The organism is Spirosoma gilvum, assembly GCF_054776815.1.
This window is the reverse complement of record NZ_BAAHBH010000010.1, coordinates 266,948-282,888: the sequence shown is the minus strand read 5'-3', so window position 1 is coordinate 282,888 and position 15,941 is coordinate 266,948. Positions and strand designations below refer to the sequence as shown.

Below are 15,941 nucleotides of genomic sequence, written 5' to 3'. Positions count from 1 at the left end.
CAAACGATGAAAGTCTCTATCACAATTTGGGTTTTACTCACTACAGTAGTTACCAGCCTTGCCCAACTGGTTAGCGTTGTCGCTATCGAAGAGCCGCAATTTGATGCCCAGTTTGCTCAACGGATTATACCTCAGGTCACCGGTAAACTCCTCCACATAAGCCCACAGGAAATCAGGGAAACAACCATCACCTATACGCTCGTTACGCTTTTTGGACAAAAAAAGAAAAGCGCTCACTTGGCAACGGACGGAAGCTTTCAATTGGAACTGGACTATCCGCTGCCTTACCAGCAGATCTGGGTACATTTCGGCGATCTGTTTTATACGGGTCTCTACGCCAATAAACAGCTCTATGTCGAGTTAGACGTACCCAAACTAAAAGCAGCCGGAAAGGAACTTGCTTTTCAGGCAGACGGCGTTCGGTATCTAGGCGAAGATGGGCCACTAAACGAGTATTTGAATGAGTATATCCTCTTCAAGCGGGCCGACCAACTGGCCCTTTCTGCTCGCATACAGCAGATTCGCCGGTTCCAACACCCAGTGGCTAGCGAAGTATTGGCCGCCTTCACCCCTATTTTCGACTCGTTGAAAACGATTCAGGCTGAGTTTGTAGCTACTCATCCGTCTCCCTACGCCTGGTTGCTCGAGAATGATCGCCTGTCCGAGTTTTATAGTCAGCTTTGTCTTCAGTACTGGGGGCATAGCATGGAACCTGCTCTCTTCGACCAAATTAAGGATCATAAGACCAATCTACGATCCAATAGCAGCATGGTCTATTACCTATATCTGTCCACTTATTTTCATCTACTTCCAGCTAATCGAGTGCAGGTCAATTGGCAGGACGTGGCCCGTTTGCCGGATCTGACGGAGCCGGAAAAGGCCGCCATTGATTCCTTACGGGGTACGGAAACGCTTTCACCCGCTCCTGCCCATCGGGCACAGTGGCTCAAACAGTTAGGGCCAAGAATGCGAAAAATGTACCAGGATCGGATGATTACCCGAGGTATTCGTTGGCTGGATAGCCTCTACTCTCCTGCTAGGGCCGACATCATGAAGTTGCAGTTGAATGACAGTAAGGATATTGCCGAACAGAAAGCGGCCTTAGAACAGATCCTGCCCAGTATTTCCACCGGCTGGTGTAAGGAGATCGTCCAGAAAGAATACGCTCGCACTGTTGAGCAGGGAGCCTCGGTGAACAGGGCATTGGCTGCTTCCGGAAATTCGCCCACCGCAGCTGGTTTCGGAAGCCCTTTACAGCAAACTGATTTTGGGGCAACGCTGTACAAGCTATCGAGCATGAACGGAGCGGATTTTCTAGCCAAGCTTAAGCAGAGTTTCGTCGGGAAGGCCATCGTACTAGATCGGTGGGCCACCTGGTGTGTGCCCTGCCTACAAGAAATGCCACACAGTAAAAAATTGCAGCAGGATGCCAAAGACCTGCCGATTGTATTTGTCTACGTTTGCACAGCCCAAGGTTCGGACGATGAAAAGTGGAAGCGAAAAATAGGCGAGTTAAAACTGCCTGGTATTCACTTTTTCATTGATGAAGCTCTGGATGTGAAGCTGGCCCAGTATTTCTCGTTCAGCGGTTTTCCAGGTTACGCCTTCATCGATCAAAAAGGAGTCTATAAGCCAGGGGCTATCACGTGGCTATCAGCGATAAAAGGCAAGGATGCTTTAGCGGCCCTACTAGAGTGAATGGGTGAAGCGTATGAAGTCTTTATTCAGGTATTTTTTTAGCCTTTGGCGAGCAGTCTCCCTTTGGCATAGCCAATGTTTGGTGCAGACCATCATAGGAAGTTCAATCAATTAATGAAGAATATCGAATACCAACTCCCGAAGGATGTCGCGCTCATTCATCGTAGGCGATTCAATACCTTTGCTTTGGGCGTCGGCCCGGCGAATGGCGTGGATCACGGAAGCTACTTTGGGAAGCGGGAAGGTGCGAGCGGCAGAAAGGTAATCTTTCACAAAAAATGGATTGACGCCAAGTAAGGACGCCAGTGCTTTATCGGTCTGGTCTTTAGAAGCCTGCACCATCAGTACCTTACTGAAATACCCAAACAACTGCGCCAGAATGACTACCAGGGGATTATCTTTCGGATTATGGCCGAAATAATCGACAATCTGGTTCGCTTTCACTACATCACGCTGGGCGAGTGCTTTTTGCAGTTCAAAAACGTTATATTCTTTACTGATACCAACTAAGCGCTCAACAGTAGTAGCCGAAATTTCTTCGCCTACGTGCAGGTTGATCAGCATTTTGTCGATTTCACCCGCTAGTCGTTTCAGGTCGTTGCCGATATGGTCGGCCAGGAGCTGGCAGGCTTTTGGACTTACTTTTACCCCCTGTTCCCGACAATATTCCCCTACCCAATCGGGTACTTTATTGTCATATAATTTTTTAACACTCAGTAGTTTTCCTTTAGTCCCAAAGGCTTTTACCCACGACTTACGCTCATCGAGTCCGGGTTTGCCTTCTTCCTTTACGCAACACAGCATCAGTATGGTACTGGGCAAGGGGTTCAGGGCGTAATCTTCCAGCAACGTTTGGGCTGACTTATCGCCTAATCCCCCCATTTGTTGAGCTTCCTTGACCAGAACCAACTGACGTTCGGCCATAAACGGATAGCGCCGGGCATAATTCAGCACAGCACCAACATCGGTATCTTTACCAAACAGCACAAACTGATTGAAGCCTCGTTCGGCAACTGGAACGGCTACTTTTTCAAGTTCATCAGCAATGCGATCGATATAATACGGCTCGTCGCCATGAATCAGGTAAACGGGGGCAATCCGCTTGTTGCGGATGTCTTTTAATAAGGTATCAACGGCAGCAATCAAAGTATTTTACGTATTACAGTTCCTGATGGCTACTTCCATCGAAGAACCAGTCCACCCGGCAAAAATAAGGGTTTAACCCGTTCTTCTGCTTAAACGAATCCTGAACGTATACGCGAATAAATCTTTTGTTTGGTCAGGCACGAATTCGATGCAACAACACATCCACTGTATCAGTCTATTACCTGAATTCGTCACGTTCGATGGCTGATAGCCCTTAACGAATGATTTTCCGTATTCTTTATGAAACAGTCTGTACGCTGCATCTCACCACAACCGAATGACACACGACCTGATTTCAATTCTGGAAGCTGTAAAAGAACATTTTACGGACAGTTCGGACATGCTCTGGACCAATTACGACCATCCTCGTGATGTTCGAAACGACCTGGAGCGATTAATCTACCAGCTTCAGTCCGGAGATACAAGCTGTTTACCAACGGTGCATGCTCTCTTTTTACCAACCTCCACCTTTCAGGAACACGCCTTATCGAACGACTGGGTCAAAGACTACCTGCGTTTGTCTGACCAGTTTGAACAGCTTTATGCATCAATTGAATTCTGATGGTCAGCCGCTTCCCTTCCACCTATCAACGCCGAATGAGTACGCCAGGATGCACTCCTGTACTTTTTTGGCCCTGATAAACCAGTTGCCCAGCCACCCATACGGCTTCAATTCCAGTCGACAGGGCTTTGTTATCACCAATGCGGGCGTTATCCTGTACGGTGTCGGGATTTAATAAAACCAGGTCGGCAAAATAACCCGGTGCAATTATTCCCCTATTTTTCAAGCCTAAATGTTCGGCCGTCAGGCTGGTCATTTTCTGGATTGCGATTTCGAGGGGCATCAGTTTTTGCTCGCGTACGTATCGGCCCAGTACACGGGTAAACGCTCCATAACCGCGTGGATGTCCGTCATTGGCGCCGTCTGAACAGATATTGGTGTGTGGCCAGGCCAGAAAGCGCTTTACATCAGCATCATCCATCGATTTGCCCATAACCCCTTCTATCCCTCCAGCCTCTGGATTTTTCTCCGAGAACGCGGAGGCTTCCGCCACCAGTCCCATCAGCGTCTGAGCCGTGGTTTGCTTCCGCAGTTGGGCCACTTCACCAACTGTTTTGCCAGCATAGGCTGGATTGGCAGCAAAGCGTACCAGCACCGATTGAGACGGATCAAAGAGTTGATTCACAGCAAACTCCGCGCTTGTCAGGTTTGTATAATCCCGTTTTGGAAATAGCACCCGCAATGTTGACATCCAGTAATGGTAAGGGTAACAGTCGGCGGTAATGTTGATCCCTTCAGAACGAGCCCGTTCGAGCTGAGCCAGTATACGTGTCGATTGGCCCCAGTTGTTGCGAAGGGCAATTTTCAGATGCGAAATCTGAACTGGTATTTTCGTGGCCCGGCCAATCTCAATAATTTCTTCGACGGCATCGTCCATCATGGCATCCTCACTTCGAATATGGCTGATATACCGCCCTCCCGAATCGGCCGCTACCTGTGCCAGTTGAAGGACTTCATCCCGATTCGAGAAAAACGCGGATTCATATTCCAGCCCGGTCGATAACCCCAGCGAACCATGATTCATTTCAGCCTGTAAAAGCCCTTTCATCCGTTCAACCTCATCGGATTTGGCGGTTCGATAAAGCCCATTTACTCCCATCACTTTCTGCCGGAGCATGGCATGACCGGTGTAGCTGGCTACATTGATAGCTGCAGGCTGCTGTTTCATTCGAGCCTGTAGGGTATCCATTAAATAACCTCCCCCATCCTGCCCGATTACAATGGTTGTGATACCCTGATTTAAGGCAGGAATGGCATCCGGTTTAGCGCTAATATCATGGTGACTATGGCTGTCGATGAAGCCCGGTGCCAATACCATCCCGTGTCCATCCGTAACATTCTCGCTCGGAAACGCCGTTAGTTCGCCTACTTCCCAGATTCGATCACCCCGCAATCGAACAGCCACTTTTCGGGCAACCGTTCCGGTACCATCTATGAGTCGGACATTGGTAATTAGCTGCGTTTGAGGTAATTGAGCGGGCTTACCTTCCAGAATCTCCCGTAAAATCCGGCCCGCTGCGTTGGCTCCATTGGCCAGAACGATCAGCGTTTGTTTTTTGTCGATGTATCGCAGGATCAACGTCCGAAAGCCAACCCATCCACCAGTATGCATTAATACTTTCCCACCCTCTTCTATCATCCAGCCAAATCCGTACGGATACGTGGTACCATCATTTAGCTTAACGGGCGTAAAAGCCTCCTGCAAGGTGCTGGTTTTCAGTAATTTTTCGGTATACAACGCCTGGCTCCAGGCCAGTAGATCTTCCGCAGACGAATAAACGTTACCATCGCCCACTACTCCGTCCACCCGGATCAGGTCATCCTGCACATTCCGGCCATTTTCCCGCCGAAACCCATACACCCGATTCCGGGGAACGGTACTGCTTTTATGGTAATAGATATACGTGTTTTTGAGCTTGAGTGGTCGGACTATGGCCTGTTCGAAAAATTTCTCGATAGGCATCCCACTCACTTTTGTGATAATGGTCCCCAGCACAACATACCCTGTATTGCTATACTCCCATCGGTCGCCCGGCTGAAAAACCAAAGGTGGCTGATATTGATGCAGTAATTGAATTAGTCCATCATTGGTCAAAGTATCCAGCGGTCCGAGGTATTTCTGCGCCAGATCGAAATATTCCGGTAGGCCAGAGGTATGATTCAGCAAATCCCGAACGGAGATTCCCGAATACGGAAAATCAGGCATGTAGGCTTGAACTGACTCATCATATATCAACTTACCCCGCTCCTGCAACTGCATGACCATCATGGCAATAAACTGTTTCGATACCGACGCCAGATTAAAAGCCGACTGTAGTGTCAGCGGTTCAGCCGTTTCGATATTCGCCACGCCCAGTGCTTTTTTATATCGAATCTTACCCTGATCAGCCACCAGTACCACCCCATTGAACATCGCTCGTTCATGAAGTTTCGTCAGAGCCGAATCCAGCGTTTTTAGTCGATCAGGAAGTAAAGAAGCCGTCGTTTGAGCATAGGTTTGGCAGCGAATGAGAAGCAATAGGAATATCAAATAGTAACGGTAGTGTGTGTACATAAGTAGCTCGGTGAAGAATTAAGCCAATATAATCGCAGACGTGCAATATATTTGGCAATTGATAAGATTGATGTAGGATAAATTCTTCTTTTGACAGAATGAACAGCCGGGCTATACTGCTCACCGACGGGTTACTTAGTACTCCAAATGCCAAAACGGCTCATGGGCTCATTCGCGGAACGGAACGCTATACGGTCGTAGGGGTGGTCGATGCGCCAACGGCCGGTCAGGATGCGGGTGCCGTGCTGGACGGGCAACCCCGAACGATTCCCGTGTTTGCTTCAGTCGATGAAGCCCTTAGCCAGTTAGAGTCGGTTTCATATGCCGTGATTGCCATTGCCACCAACGGCGGTGTGTTGCCTTCCACCATGCTCGACGACGTCAAGCGTTGTCTGGAGCGTGGGCTATCGATTGTAAATGGTCTGCATGAATTTCTGAACGATAAACCTGATTTTGTCGCTTTGGCAAAACAACAGGGCGTTGAGCTTATCGATGTACGTCGTCCCAAGCCCCGCGCTGAACTCCATTTCTGGACCGGCGACGTTCGGCAAATTCCGGTTCCCATCATTGCCGTAATGGGTACTGACTGTGCCCTCGGCAAGCGAACCACAGCCCGCCTGATCCGGGAAGCCTGCGGACGGCATGGACTGAATGCTCAGATGATTTATACAGGGCAGACCGGCTGGCTGCAGGGTGGGAACTATGGATTTATTTTCGACTCGACCCTCAATGATTTTGTTTCGGGCGAACTGGAACACGCCCTTGTTTCCTGTTGGCGCGAAACCGGAGCCGATGTGTTGCTCATCGAAGGGCAGGCTGCTCTCCGAAACCCTAGCGGCCCTTGTGGTTCCGAATTCTTGGTGTCGGGAAACGCCCGGTATGTCGTTCTTGTGCATGCTCCCAAACGCAGATACTACGACCACGACCCCGCCTGGGGCGAAATTCCCTCCATCGAGTCGGAAATCGCTTTGATCTGGGCGTATAATTCGACGGTTATCGCTGTAGCGCTCAATACGGAAGACTGCACACTGGCAGAGGCTCATCAGTTTCAGAAAGAGTACATCAAACAACTCGGCATTCCTGTCTTATTACCTTTGGAAGAAGGCGTTGACGCGGTTATTCCTGTGATACGGTCAATGTAAGTTATCCCCATTCACTTCAACCCCTCTCCTCCAACTGGAGAGAGGCTAATTCCAGTAAAGATGCGTATTCGATCGATTCAGGCTTACTTGAAAAATCTAGCACTCACCAAGCCATATACCATTGCCTACCAGACCACTTCGGATGTGGAAAATGTATTTCTGGAAATCGAACTTGACAATGGAATGGTTGGCATTGGGGCAGCAAATCCATCGCCCGATGTGGTGGGAGAATCTCCGGAACAGGCCTTACAAAATTTGCAGGGTGAATGGACAAAGAGCCTGATTGGTAAAGACATACGGATATTTCAGTCCTGGATTCAGAAAGCACAAGGGCAATTTCCGAACGCTCCCGGTACACTGGCGGCATTGGATATTGCACTGCACGATGCGTTCGGTCAATATCTTGGTATCCCAATTGTACAGTTCTACGGCCAGAAGATATACTCATTGCCTACATCGGTCACGATCGGCATTATGAACGTTGCAGATACACTGGCCGAGGCCGCAGACTACCATCGACAGGGGTTCCGAATTTTAAAAGTTAAAACCGGACTGGACGTTGCTGAAGATATTGAACGGATCTTAAAATTACGTGAGCAATACCGTCAGTCAATGACGATCCGTGTTGATGCTAATCAGGGATATTCCCTGGCCGAGCTACAGCGTTTTTGCCTGGAAACCGCTCAGGCCGATGTCGAACTCATCGAACAGCCACTGTCTGTTGGTCAAGAGCAGGAGTTACTGACCTTATCGCCGGCTATTCGTCGTACATTAGCGGCCGATGAATCGCTAAAAGGGCCAAAAACAGCTTTAGATTTAACCCATCAGCCGCAACCGTTTGGTATCTTCAATATCAAGCTCATGAAATGCGGAGGTATCCGATCGGCACTGGAGATCGCCACTATAGCCGAACCGGCCGGGATTTCACTTTTCTGGGGATGTAATGATGAAAGCCGGGTCAGTATTACAGCCGCCTTGCATGCAGCGTTTGCCTGTTCTCATACCCGATATATCGACCTCGACGGTAGTTTCGATTTAGCAGAAGACGTGGTGTCGGGCGGCTTTGTCGTTGAAAATGGATACATGCGACCAACCAGCGGAAGTGGCCTTGGCTTAGCAAAACTGTAAACCCGATTGCCTATGCTTCCTTATTTTCCATTCGGTCAGCGATTTAACGATAAGATGGGTACATTACCCCTTTCGGAATCAGATCGGTTATTGGAAGTAGACGAACACTATGCATGGGAAATCGGATTAAAACGACAACTTCTATCTGAACTCCCTAATTATTACTTTCAGGCTTTGCCCAGCTATGAATCAGCTCAATGGGAAGTCCTTGATTTTGTTCTCCACAGCCTGATTCAGGCCTATCCCGATCAGTTTTCGCTCACCAAACAAGGAGATCAATGGCATTGGGTCAACCGCTTACTCGCTGAAGAGCAAACGTTTATCCTGGGTGATATGACCTCACTTCCTCAATCTCCGCTCGACTGGGTTGGCCAACAGGTTCAGGAAGACTTGTTACTTTTATCGGGTCCAGACGGGCATTTAGTGGCTGGTCAACTTTGCTTTGCCAATGACTGGAATCTGGACGAAAAGATAGGTCTTCCTTTCTGGCAAATTCATGCGCCAATAAACGACATCGTTGAACCCATGATGCGCTCGGCCGAAACATTTATGCAGCGCTTACCAGCAGGAAAATCGTACTGGCGTGCCAACTGGAGTGTTAAGGTTAGTAATCAGTTAGACATGAGCACCCGGCATTTGCCCGCCCTGAAACAACAACTGATGGGTCGGCTGCCTTATTTGACCCTCAACACGATTGGCGATCAGTTATATGTACGGGTTGAACGGCAAATTTTAACCCGGCTCCCGCACTCCAACGCAGTTCTGTTCAGTATTCATACCTACCAGAATCTTCTGGCCAACGAAGCCGCCGACCCCGACCGGGCAGCCCGTATGGCTCAGGTATTCAGCACCACACCGCCAGCCCTAATCGATTACAAGAGCATGACCGATTTTCTTCCGATTCTATTAGCGTATTTAAGGTTTAGGGGTTAATTGGTTCATTGACTGATTGGTTAACTAGATGACTTTTATTTCCCACTCCGACTAACAACCAATTAACCCCTCAACCAACCCATGCAACATCTCGCACGAACACTCGACACCCGCTCGGCTATCTTACTGGTGGTTAGTGGAATTATTGGCTCGGGCGTATTCAAAAAAGTAGCACCGATGGCGGCTGAGTTAGGGTCTCCATTTCTGGTCGTTGCCTGCTGGAGCGCTGCGGGTTTCGTAAGCCTGGCGGGGGCACTCACGTATGCCGAAATGGCCGGGATGTTTCCGCAGTCGGGTGGTGAGTATGTTTATTTCAAAAAAGTGTATGGGAAACTATTTGCGTTTCTTTACGGCTGGGGGGCTTTTACAGTCATGCGTACGGCTACGATTGCCGCGCTGGCACACATCTTTGGCCAGTCGCTTATATCGCTGACTAACGTTCCTGGTGAATTTGTCGAGCTGGCGGTTAAAAGTGTGGCTACGCTACTGATTCTGTTTCTAAGCGTTATCAATTACCGGGGCATTACGGTAGCGGAAGGCCTTAGCCGTATACTTATCTACCTCATTTTCACGGCAGTAGCCATCATCGTTTTACTTGGTTTCCTCGCAAAGTCGGGTAGTTTAACGAACCTAACCCATGCCATCCCACGTACGGGCTCTACTGCGTATGGCAACCTGCTTGGGTCGCTTGTTGTGGCGTCCCTTGGCGCTTTCTGGGGATATGATGGCTGGAACCAGATTGGCTATATTGGCGAAGAAATCAAAAATCCTCAACGGAATTTACCCATCGCCCTCATCGTCGGAACCAGCATTGTGGCGGCCATTTACGTCTTACTGAACATCGTGTATGTGTACGTATTGCCTATCGATACTCTGGCCCAACTGGCTGGTACACCGGGCAAAATTGCGGCTGTTGAAGTCGTACGGGAAGCGGCTGGCTGGATTGGGGCTACCTTTATTTCAGTCCTGATTCTGATTACCACATCGAATTCAACCAATGCGTCCATACTGATGCCGGCCCGGATTTTTTATGCAATGGCTCGGGACGGACTGTTTTTTAAGGCAGCCGCGACTATACATCCGAAGTACAAAACGCCTTCCGTTTCTATTCTGCTCCAGACCATGTGGTCGATGGTTCTGGTATGGACGGGTAGTTTTGACCAGCTTACCGATATGCTGGTCTTTGCCTCGTTTATTTTCTATGGGGCCACGGCACTAGCAGTATTCATCCTACGCACGAAACAACCCGAGTTAAAGCGGCCCTATCGAGTAATTGGTTACCCGGTTGTGCCTGCATTCTTTCTAATTTGCTGCGCCTTGTTGGTCATCATGACCCTTATAAACCAACCACGTGAAGCCCTGACCGGACTCGGACTCATTGCCACCGGACTACCGTTTTACTGGGTTTGGCAGAAACGGTCGAATTAGCCTTTCGTTTCAGGTTTTATGCCTCAAGTTTAAAGCCCCTAAGCAGCTTATCTAACTGTACGTCAGCCAGCTAAGACCTTAAACTTGAAATAAACAACCTATTCAATCACTGGATAGCCTTTATCGATCCAGTCGGTTTTAAGGTTTTTGGCGATGTTGAGCAACTTGTGATTTTTAAAACCTAACTCGTTCAGCTTCGTAAAGGCTGGGCGAACATTCGGGCAATTTTTAAACGGGCAGCAACCGCAGTAAATCACAATTGCCCTGTCTTTCGATTCCTTGCTAAGTAGTTTTTCCAGTTTCGCTAGATTTTCCGCTTCACCGGCTGGCCCTACCCCTACCGACGTTTTGATGGTTGCCGCTGGTCCAATGCTGATAATCAGTGGCTGTTTAGAACTTGGCGTATTGATGGTAGCGGCCAAATCAGCCGGTTCCAGCAACTGCTCTGCTCTCCAAGGCTCCGCGTTTTTCCAGCCAACCTGGGCAAGCAGTAGACAAACTAATAGGGCTGTCAGCAGGTAATTCGACGCTGTAATTATTGAATAAGCATGTTTCCGTTTCATAGGTTAGCAAGTAATGTGGTTCGTACGTTTTGAATTGAGGTAACAAAATTGGGCCAAAAGTTAGTAAAATGCTCGCCAATTTCAGTGTAGTAGCGCTCAAGATCCTCAATAGCCGTATCTAGCCCCGACGGGTAAGCTGTTCGACGGGCTACTCCCTTCAACGACCGGTCGATACCTTCCAAAAATTGATAACCCGACAACCAGTCTTGCCGAATCATATACTCGGCCATTCGACTGGCATGGGCTGGCAATCGATTTGTGTTCGTTTGGATGATCTGGTAGAAATAGGCGACGAAATCGGTCAAACGTTCGCCCGTTAGCGTCTGAAAATTAGCAGCCAAAAAATGATCAAAAAAAATATCGACAGCCGCCCCCGCATATTTGTGGCAACGAGGATGCAGCAAATCTCGAACTGCCGCTACTGCCGGATGTTCGTCGGTAAATGTGTCGATGGCTCGGTGTAGCCGTACGCCCGCTATTTCGCCTGGTGTCAATCCATGACGTAGATGTTCGGGATCGCCTTTAATAAAATCGCCACTAAAATTTCCAATGATCAACTCAGGATGTCGGCCCGACAGGTACGCATGTGCCAGTATATTCATGGTATATTGGGCGATGGCGTCGTGGAGTCACCCGATCCATACCGCTCGACGGTCACGCCAAACCGGCGCAGGAATTCAACGCCTTCGTCGGTCCCAATACCCTTATATGCGGCATACGAGTTCAGGTACACCACTCGGGCGATTTTCATGCTGTAAATAATCCGGGCGCAGGCAATACAGGGCGACAGGGTTACATAGATGGTGGCCCCTTCGATTTCCGAGCCGTTTTTGGCCGCGTATAAAATGGCATTCTGCTCGGCATGAAGCGCCAGCGAACACGACCCTTTCGAATCGCGGGGACAGCCGACTTCAGGGAATTCTTCATCACAATTATGCGTTCCGGCCGGGGGTCCATTGTAGCCAATCGAAATAATACGGGTATCGCGGGTTAATACGGCTCCTACCTGCGCCTTGATACAATGTGATCGTTTAGCCAGATTTACGGCCAGGTCCATAAAAATATCATCGAAGCGCGGGCGTGCCGATTTTAGTTTGGCATGGGAAATTGCGGTGTCAATTGCTGATTGCATTCGGTAAAGATACGGCTTCGATTCGCCAAATAATAGAAATGACCCAGTGGCTGATGGTTTTACCCTTTGATATGTAACTAATAAAGCTATTACATATCAAAGGGCATGATTTTTGCTCCTGATTTAGGAGCTAATCTACCACCCAGACTAACCTGTATGAAACAATTTTCCCTACTTTTTTGGGGAGTTTTCCTCACCATTTCTGCCTTTTCCCAATCCATTGTTTACGTAACGCCTGCCGGTGCAGGTACCAAATCAGGAACCTCCTGGGCCAACGCCCTTTCCGGCGTTCAATTACCCAACCGGGTAGTATCAGCCGACTCGGGCACCCAGTTCTGGATAGCTGCTGGAACCTACAAACCCACTACCACCACCGACCGAACGGCCTCATTCAGCATTGCCTCTGGCATATCAGTTTATGGTGGATTTGCGGGTACAGAGACCAGTTTAGAGCAACGAAAAGCTGACTTTTCATTGATTGGCCTTTTTGACGATTCATCACATCCTGCAGTGACTACTTTTTCGGGAGACATTGGCCAACCAGGCTACGACTCTGAAAATAGCATTCATGTAGTTCAATTTACTAACGCTGATGCTACTACGCGGCTAGATGGCGTATATATTATGAGTGGTTTTGCGAATATTGATTCTGCTTTCAACAACGTTGGTGGTGGCATCTATAATAATGCTAGTTTGGGACAAACCAGTAACCCTACCATTGCCAATTGTACTATCAGGTTTAACAATTCTTCATTGAATGGTGGTGGTATTTACAATAACGGATATTCAGGAATTTGCAACCCAATCTTTATCAACTGCACCATCAATGGTAATCACACAAGCGGATTAGGTGGCGGAATTTACAACAATGGAACAACAGGAATCTGCAATCCAATTCTCAGGAATTGCATCATAACGGGCAATTCCGCTACACAGGGTAGTGCTATTCACAACGAAGGTTCATCAGGCAGTTGTTCACCTATAATAGCTAATTGTATCTTTAAGGGAAATATACACGGACAAGCAGGCGGGGGCGTCTTATTCAATAGAGGAGTATCTGGTAACTGCCAGCCTGTCATTATCAACAGTATTTTTTGGGAGAATTTTTATTCTCGCCCGTCTATACATAACGAAGCAGCCTCACCCTCTGTAACTTATTGCGATGTTGAAGACAACTACCCTGGGCTTGGCAATATCAACCAGGACCCAAAATTCTTCAATTTCTACATTAATGATTTTCGGCTGCTTAAGAATAGTCCTGCTATCAATACAGGGGACCCATCAGCAACACTTTATACGACAAGTACAACTGACCTAGAAGGCAAGCCTCGAATACTAGATGGACGTATTGATAAGGGAGTCATTGAATACAAACCCAATTCAATAACTGGTGTCGTACATGTCAGTCCCAATGGAAACTCTCTATCGGGCTCATCATGGATCAGATCATTACATGGAGGTGCCTTCCAGGCTGCATTATCCGAGGCAGCTCCTGGCACTGTCTTCTGGCTTGCGCAGGGCATTTATATACCAACACCTGGTGGTACTGATCAGAATGCATCATTCATAATACCATCTGGAGTCAGTGTGTATGGAGGGTTCATAGGAACCGAAACCGCATTACAAGATCGCGTACTCACCTACCCCTCCAGCACGACTTTATCGGGAGTAATAAGTACTATTTTTTATGGTGATAGCGTTGCCGAACGTAACAGCTATCATGTTGTAAAGTTTCATAATGTATCAGCCGATACACGTCTGGATGGGGTTGTCATTAAAGGAGGAAACGCTAATCTAGTTTCTGTAGACTATGATTATCAAGATGCTGGAGGGGGAATTCTTAATATTGCCGATAGTCCAATGGGAAGCTCACCGCTCATTACAAACTGTTTGATTTGTAAGAATAGGGCAAATGCTGCCGGGGGAGGTATATATAGTAGTGCCATAGGTTTAAATACAAAGAGCATTAGGCTATCGAACTGTGTAATAGAAAATAATACATCTAATTCCCACGGGGGCGGTATATATATTTATGGTGGTAATTCATCACTTATAAATTGCAAAATCGCAAATAATACAGCTACATGGTTCGCTGGAGGATTATCCAATTTAGATGGAGATCCAGTTGGGAATAGTAACCTTTCGCTAATTAATTGCCTCATAGCTAACAATAAAGCTCATTCTGCTGGAGGCATATCCAATACATCTTTGCTAAGTTTCAGTCATAGTGTCTTTATAAATTGTTCAATTGTTAACAATACAGCTACGGTAAATGGAGGGGGGTTATCCATATATTCTGGTATGGGTAATGAACGAAGTTTAATAATAAAGAACTGCATGATTTGGGGAAACACTGACCCTCAAAATACAGCCTTTTCTGACATATCTCCATCTAATTTGGATAATCACCTAAACATCAATTACTCCCTCATTCAAAACGACTACCAGGGCACTGGAGACCTCAACGCTGATCCGCTTTTTGTTGACGCTGCTAATGGCAACTTTAGGCTACAGCCCACTAGCCCTGCGATCAATGCTGGTAGTCCCGATATAACCGACTTATTATACACTGACATCGCCGGAAATCCACGAATTCAGGGGAATCGGGTCGATATTGGCGCATATGAGTTTGGGGTTACCGGTTGTTCCGTATGCCTGCCTTTTACGATAAGCCGTATACATTGATTCCAATCCTTCATTAGGCTGAAATCTTCCTATGGCTCCGACACTACGGAGACCGTCGGGCAATGGAGTTGAGCGTCCTTTTTCAAAAAAACTATCGTTATAGCTACCGTTAAGTCATTTCGCTAACAATTCATTGGAAACCTCCAATGTAACTTTTTCATTTGTGGTATTACCGAAGCCACTAATGCTTAAAGCCTAAAGTACTGAAAATAAGTCTTATTGAGCCAGGGTTTTAAAAAATACAACCACCTCAACTCTATCAATTTCATCCTCAAATACCTTCCGTTCATGAAACCATTCCTATTCTTTTTCCTTTTCGCTCTGGCTACTCAGACTTTTGGTCAATCTAAGCCAGAATCTCGCTCCATGGCCCGCTCTGGCGAAACAGTGTGGGTATGCCTCGATCCAATAAAAAAAGACAAACGAGCCCAGTATGAACGCTTTCTGCATGAGATTTTCTGGCCTGGAGCAGCTAAACTTAGCCCTGCTGAACAGAAAGTATTTCGTCAGACCCGCATCTTACACCCCACGAAAGCTGAACCTGACGGCAGCTACTCCTACTTTTTCGTGATGGACCCCGTCATAAAAGGTGGCGATTATGACATTCCAAGCCTGCTCACAAAAATGTATGGTAAGGCTAAGGCCGCCGAATATTCCAAACTTTACGATACGGCTCATGCCCATCCTCAAGTATGTTATGTGACAACCCAGTCGAAAGACTAAGTTAACGCGAACTACGAAATTTGTTCGCTGGTTAGGAGATGATTCAGTGCCTACGGCACTTTATCAGCCAAATAATCCCATCGTTCGCGTTAAGTTACTAGTTGGTGGTTTTCAATAGAATGAGCTGATATAACCAGTATCTTTCATAGGCATGCTCATCAGGAAAAGCTGCGTATATCAACCATTAATTGCTGGTTATTTCATTCTAATCCTTAGTATTGGGCTTTTGTACATTTTCCGCTATTGC

13 protein-coding genes are annotated in these 15,941 nt (G+C 47.5%); 8 read left to right on the top strand and 5 right to left on the bottom strand.

Annotated features, from left to right (window positions below):
- Nucleotides 1-6 precede the first annotated feature (6 nt).
- Entirely contained in the window at nt 7-1,698 is a 1,692-nt protein-coding gene (locus tag ACYVFD_RS25440; protein ID WP_461093321.1) for a TlpA family protein disulfide reductase, read from the top strand.
- Between the two features lie 111 nt (nt 1,699-1,809).
- On the opposite strand, the gene holA is transcribed toward ACYVFD_RS25440, so the two are convergent.
- A complete protein-coding gene (holA, locus tag ACYVFD_RS25435) occupies nt 1,810-2,844 on the bottom strand; it encodes a DNA polymerase III subunit delta (RefSeq protein ID WP_461093320.1) in 1,035 nt (344 codons plus the stop codon).
- A gap of 277 nt (nt 2,845-3,121) precedes the next feature.
- Here holA and ACYVFD_RS25430 point away from each other — a divergent pair, with 277 nt between their 5' ends.
- Nucleotides 3,122-3,406 (top strand): hypothetical protein, encoded by a 285-nt coding sequence (locus ACYVFD_RS25430; protein WP_461093319.1) that lies wholly within the window; start codon nt 3,122-3,124, stop codon nt 3,404-3,406.
- A 25-nt stretch (nt 3,407-3,431) separates the two neighbouring features.
- On the opposite strand, the gene ACYVFD_RS25425 is transcribed toward ACYVFD_RS25430, so the two are convergent.
- Nucleotides 3,432-5,960 (bottom strand): serine hydrolase, encoded by a 2,529-nt coding sequence (locus ACYVFD_RS25425; protein ID WP_461093317.1) that lies wholly within the window; start codon nt 5,958-5,960, stop codon nt 3,432-3,434.
- 98 nt (nt 5,961-6,058) lie between these two features.
- On the opposite strand from ACYVFD_RS25425, the gene ACYVFD_RS25420 reads away from it, so the two are divergent.
- The 4 genes from ACYVFD_RS25420 to ACYVFD_RS25405 all read left to right on the top strand — a co-directional run bounded on the left by ACYVFD_RS25420 (nt 6,059) and on the right by ACYVFD_RS25405 (nt 10,591).
- Complete coding sequence (locus tag ACYVFD_RS25420) at nt 6,059-7,102, top strand: DUF1611 domain-containing protein (protein ID WP_461093316.1); 1,044 nt, start codon at nt 6,059-6,061, stop codon at nt 7,100-7,102.
- Nucleotides 7,103-7,162: 60 nt separating this feature from the next.
- On the top strand, nt 7,163-8,230 hold the full coding sequence (locus tag ACYVFD_RS25415) for a mandelate racemase/muconate lactonizing enzyme family protein (protein ID WP_461093315.1): 1,068 nt from the start codon (nt 7,163-7,165) through the stop codon (nt 8,228-8,230).
- A 12-nt stretch (nt 8,231-8,242) separates the two neighbouring features.
- Nucleotides 8,243-9,163, top strand: coding sequence for a heme-dependent oxidative N-demethylase family protein (locus ACYVFD_RS25410; RefSeq protein ID WP_461093314.1), 921 nt, complete (start codon nt 8,243-8,245; stop codon nt 9,161-9,163).
- 81 nt (nt 9,164-9,244) lie between these two features.
- On the top strand, nt 9,245-10,591 hold the full coding sequence (locus ACYVFD_RS25405) for an APC family permease (protein ID WP_461093313.1): 1,347 nt from the start codon (nt 9,245-9,247) through the stop codon (nt 10,589-10,591).
- A gap of 98 nt (nt 10,592-10,689) precedes the next feature.
- On the opposite strand, the gene ACYVFD_RS25400 is transcribed toward ACYVFD_RS25405, so the two are convergent.
- The 3 genes from ACYVFD_RS25400 to ACYVFD_RS25390 are packed head-to-tail and all read right to left on the bottom strand — an operon-like array spanning nt 10,690 to nt 12,286.
- Nucleotides 10,690-11,154, bottom strand: coding sequence for a rhodanese-like domain-containing protein (locus ACYVFD_RS25400; protein ID WP_461093312.1), 465 nt, complete (start codon nt 11,152-11,154; stop codon nt 10,690-10,692).
- Nucleotides 11,151-11,756 (bottom strand): acyl carrier protein phosphodiesterase, encoded by a 606-nt coding sequence (locus ACYVFD_RS25395; RefSeq protein ID WP_461093311.1) that lies wholly within the window; start codon nt 11,754-11,756, stop codon nt 11,151-11,153. Before ACYVFD_RS25395 ends, ACYVFD_RS25400 begins: the two co-directional genes overlap by 4 nt.
- Nucleotides 11,753-12,286 (bottom strand): deoxycytidylate deaminase, encoded by a 534-nt coding sequence (locus ACYVFD_RS25390; protein ID WP_461093310.1) that lies wholly within the window; start codon nt 12,284-12,286, stop codon nt 11,753-11,755. Before ACYVFD_RS25390 ends, ACYVFD_RS25395 begins: the two co-directional genes overlap by 4 nt.
- 156 nt (nt 12,287-12,442) lie before the next feature.
- Between ACYVFD_RS25390 and ACYVFD_RS25385 the strand changes: the two genes are divergently transcribed.
- Nucleotides 12,443-14,971 carry a choice-of-anchor Q domain-containing protein gene (locus tag ACYVFD_RS25385; RefSeq protein WP_461093309.1) on the top strand — a complete coding sequence of 843 codons (2,529 nt, stop codon included), beginning with the start codon at nt 12,443-12,445 and terminating at the stop codon, nt 14,969-14,971.
- Between the two features lie 288 nt (nt 14,972-15,259).
- Nucleotides 15,260-15,694, top strand: a complete 435-nt coding sequence (locus ACYVFD_RS25380) for a hypothetical protein (protein WP_461093308.1) — start codon at nt 15,260-15,262, stop codon at nt 15,692-15,694.
- The last annotated feature ends 247 nt before the right edge of the window (nt 15,695-15,941 follow it).

Bases quoted from the DNA above. Each gene is read 5' to 3' on its own strand.
- ACYVFD_RS25440 (WP_461093321.1), top strand. From the start codon at position 7: ATGAAAGTCTCTATCACAATTTGGGTTTTACTCACTACAGTAGTTACC.
- ACYVFD_RS25430 (WP_461093319.1), top strand. From the start codon at position 3,122: ATGACACACGACCTGATTTCAATTCTGGAAGCTGTAAAAGAACATTTT.
- ACYVFD_RS25425 (WP_461093317.1), bottom strand. From the start codon at position 5,960: ATGTACACACACTACCGTTACTATTTGATATTCCTATTGCTTCTCATT.
- ACYVFD_RS25420 (WP_461093316.1), top strand. From the start codon at position 6,059: ATGAACAGCCGGGCTATACTGCTCACCGACGGGTTACTTAGTACTCCA.
- ACYVFD_RS25415 (WP_461093315.1), top strand. From the start codon at position 7,163: ATGCGTATTCGATCGATTCAGGCTTACTTGAAAAATCTAGCACTCACC.
- ACYVFD_RS25410 (WP_461093314.1), top strand. From the start codon at position 8,243: ATGCTTCCTTATTTTCCATTCGGTCAGCGATTTAACGATAAGATGGGT.
- ACYVFD_RS25405 (WP_461093313.1), top strand. From the start codon at position 9,245: ATGCAACATCTCGCACGAACACTCGACACCCGCTCGGCTATCTTACTG.
- ACYVFD_RS25400 (WP_461093312.1), bottom strand. From the start codon at position 11,154: ATGAAACGGAAACATGCTTATTCAATAATTACAGCGTCGAATTACCTG.
- ACYVFD_RS25395 (WP_461093311.1), bottom strand. From the start codon at position 11,756: ATGAATATACTGGCACATGCGTACCTGTCGGGCCGACATCCTGAGTTG.
- ACYVFD_RS25390 (WP_461093310.1), bottom strand. From the start codon at position 12,286: ATGCAATCAGCAATTGACACCGCAATTTCCCATGCCAAACTAAAATCG.
- ACYVFD_RS25385 (WP_461093309.1), top strand. From the start codon at position 12,443: ATGAAACAATTTTCCCTACTTTTTTGGGGAGTTTTCCTCACCATTTCT.
- ACYVFD_RS25380 (WP_461093308.1), top strand. From the start codon at position 15,260: ATGAAACCATTCCTATTCTTTTTCCTTTTCGCTCTGGCTACTCAGACT.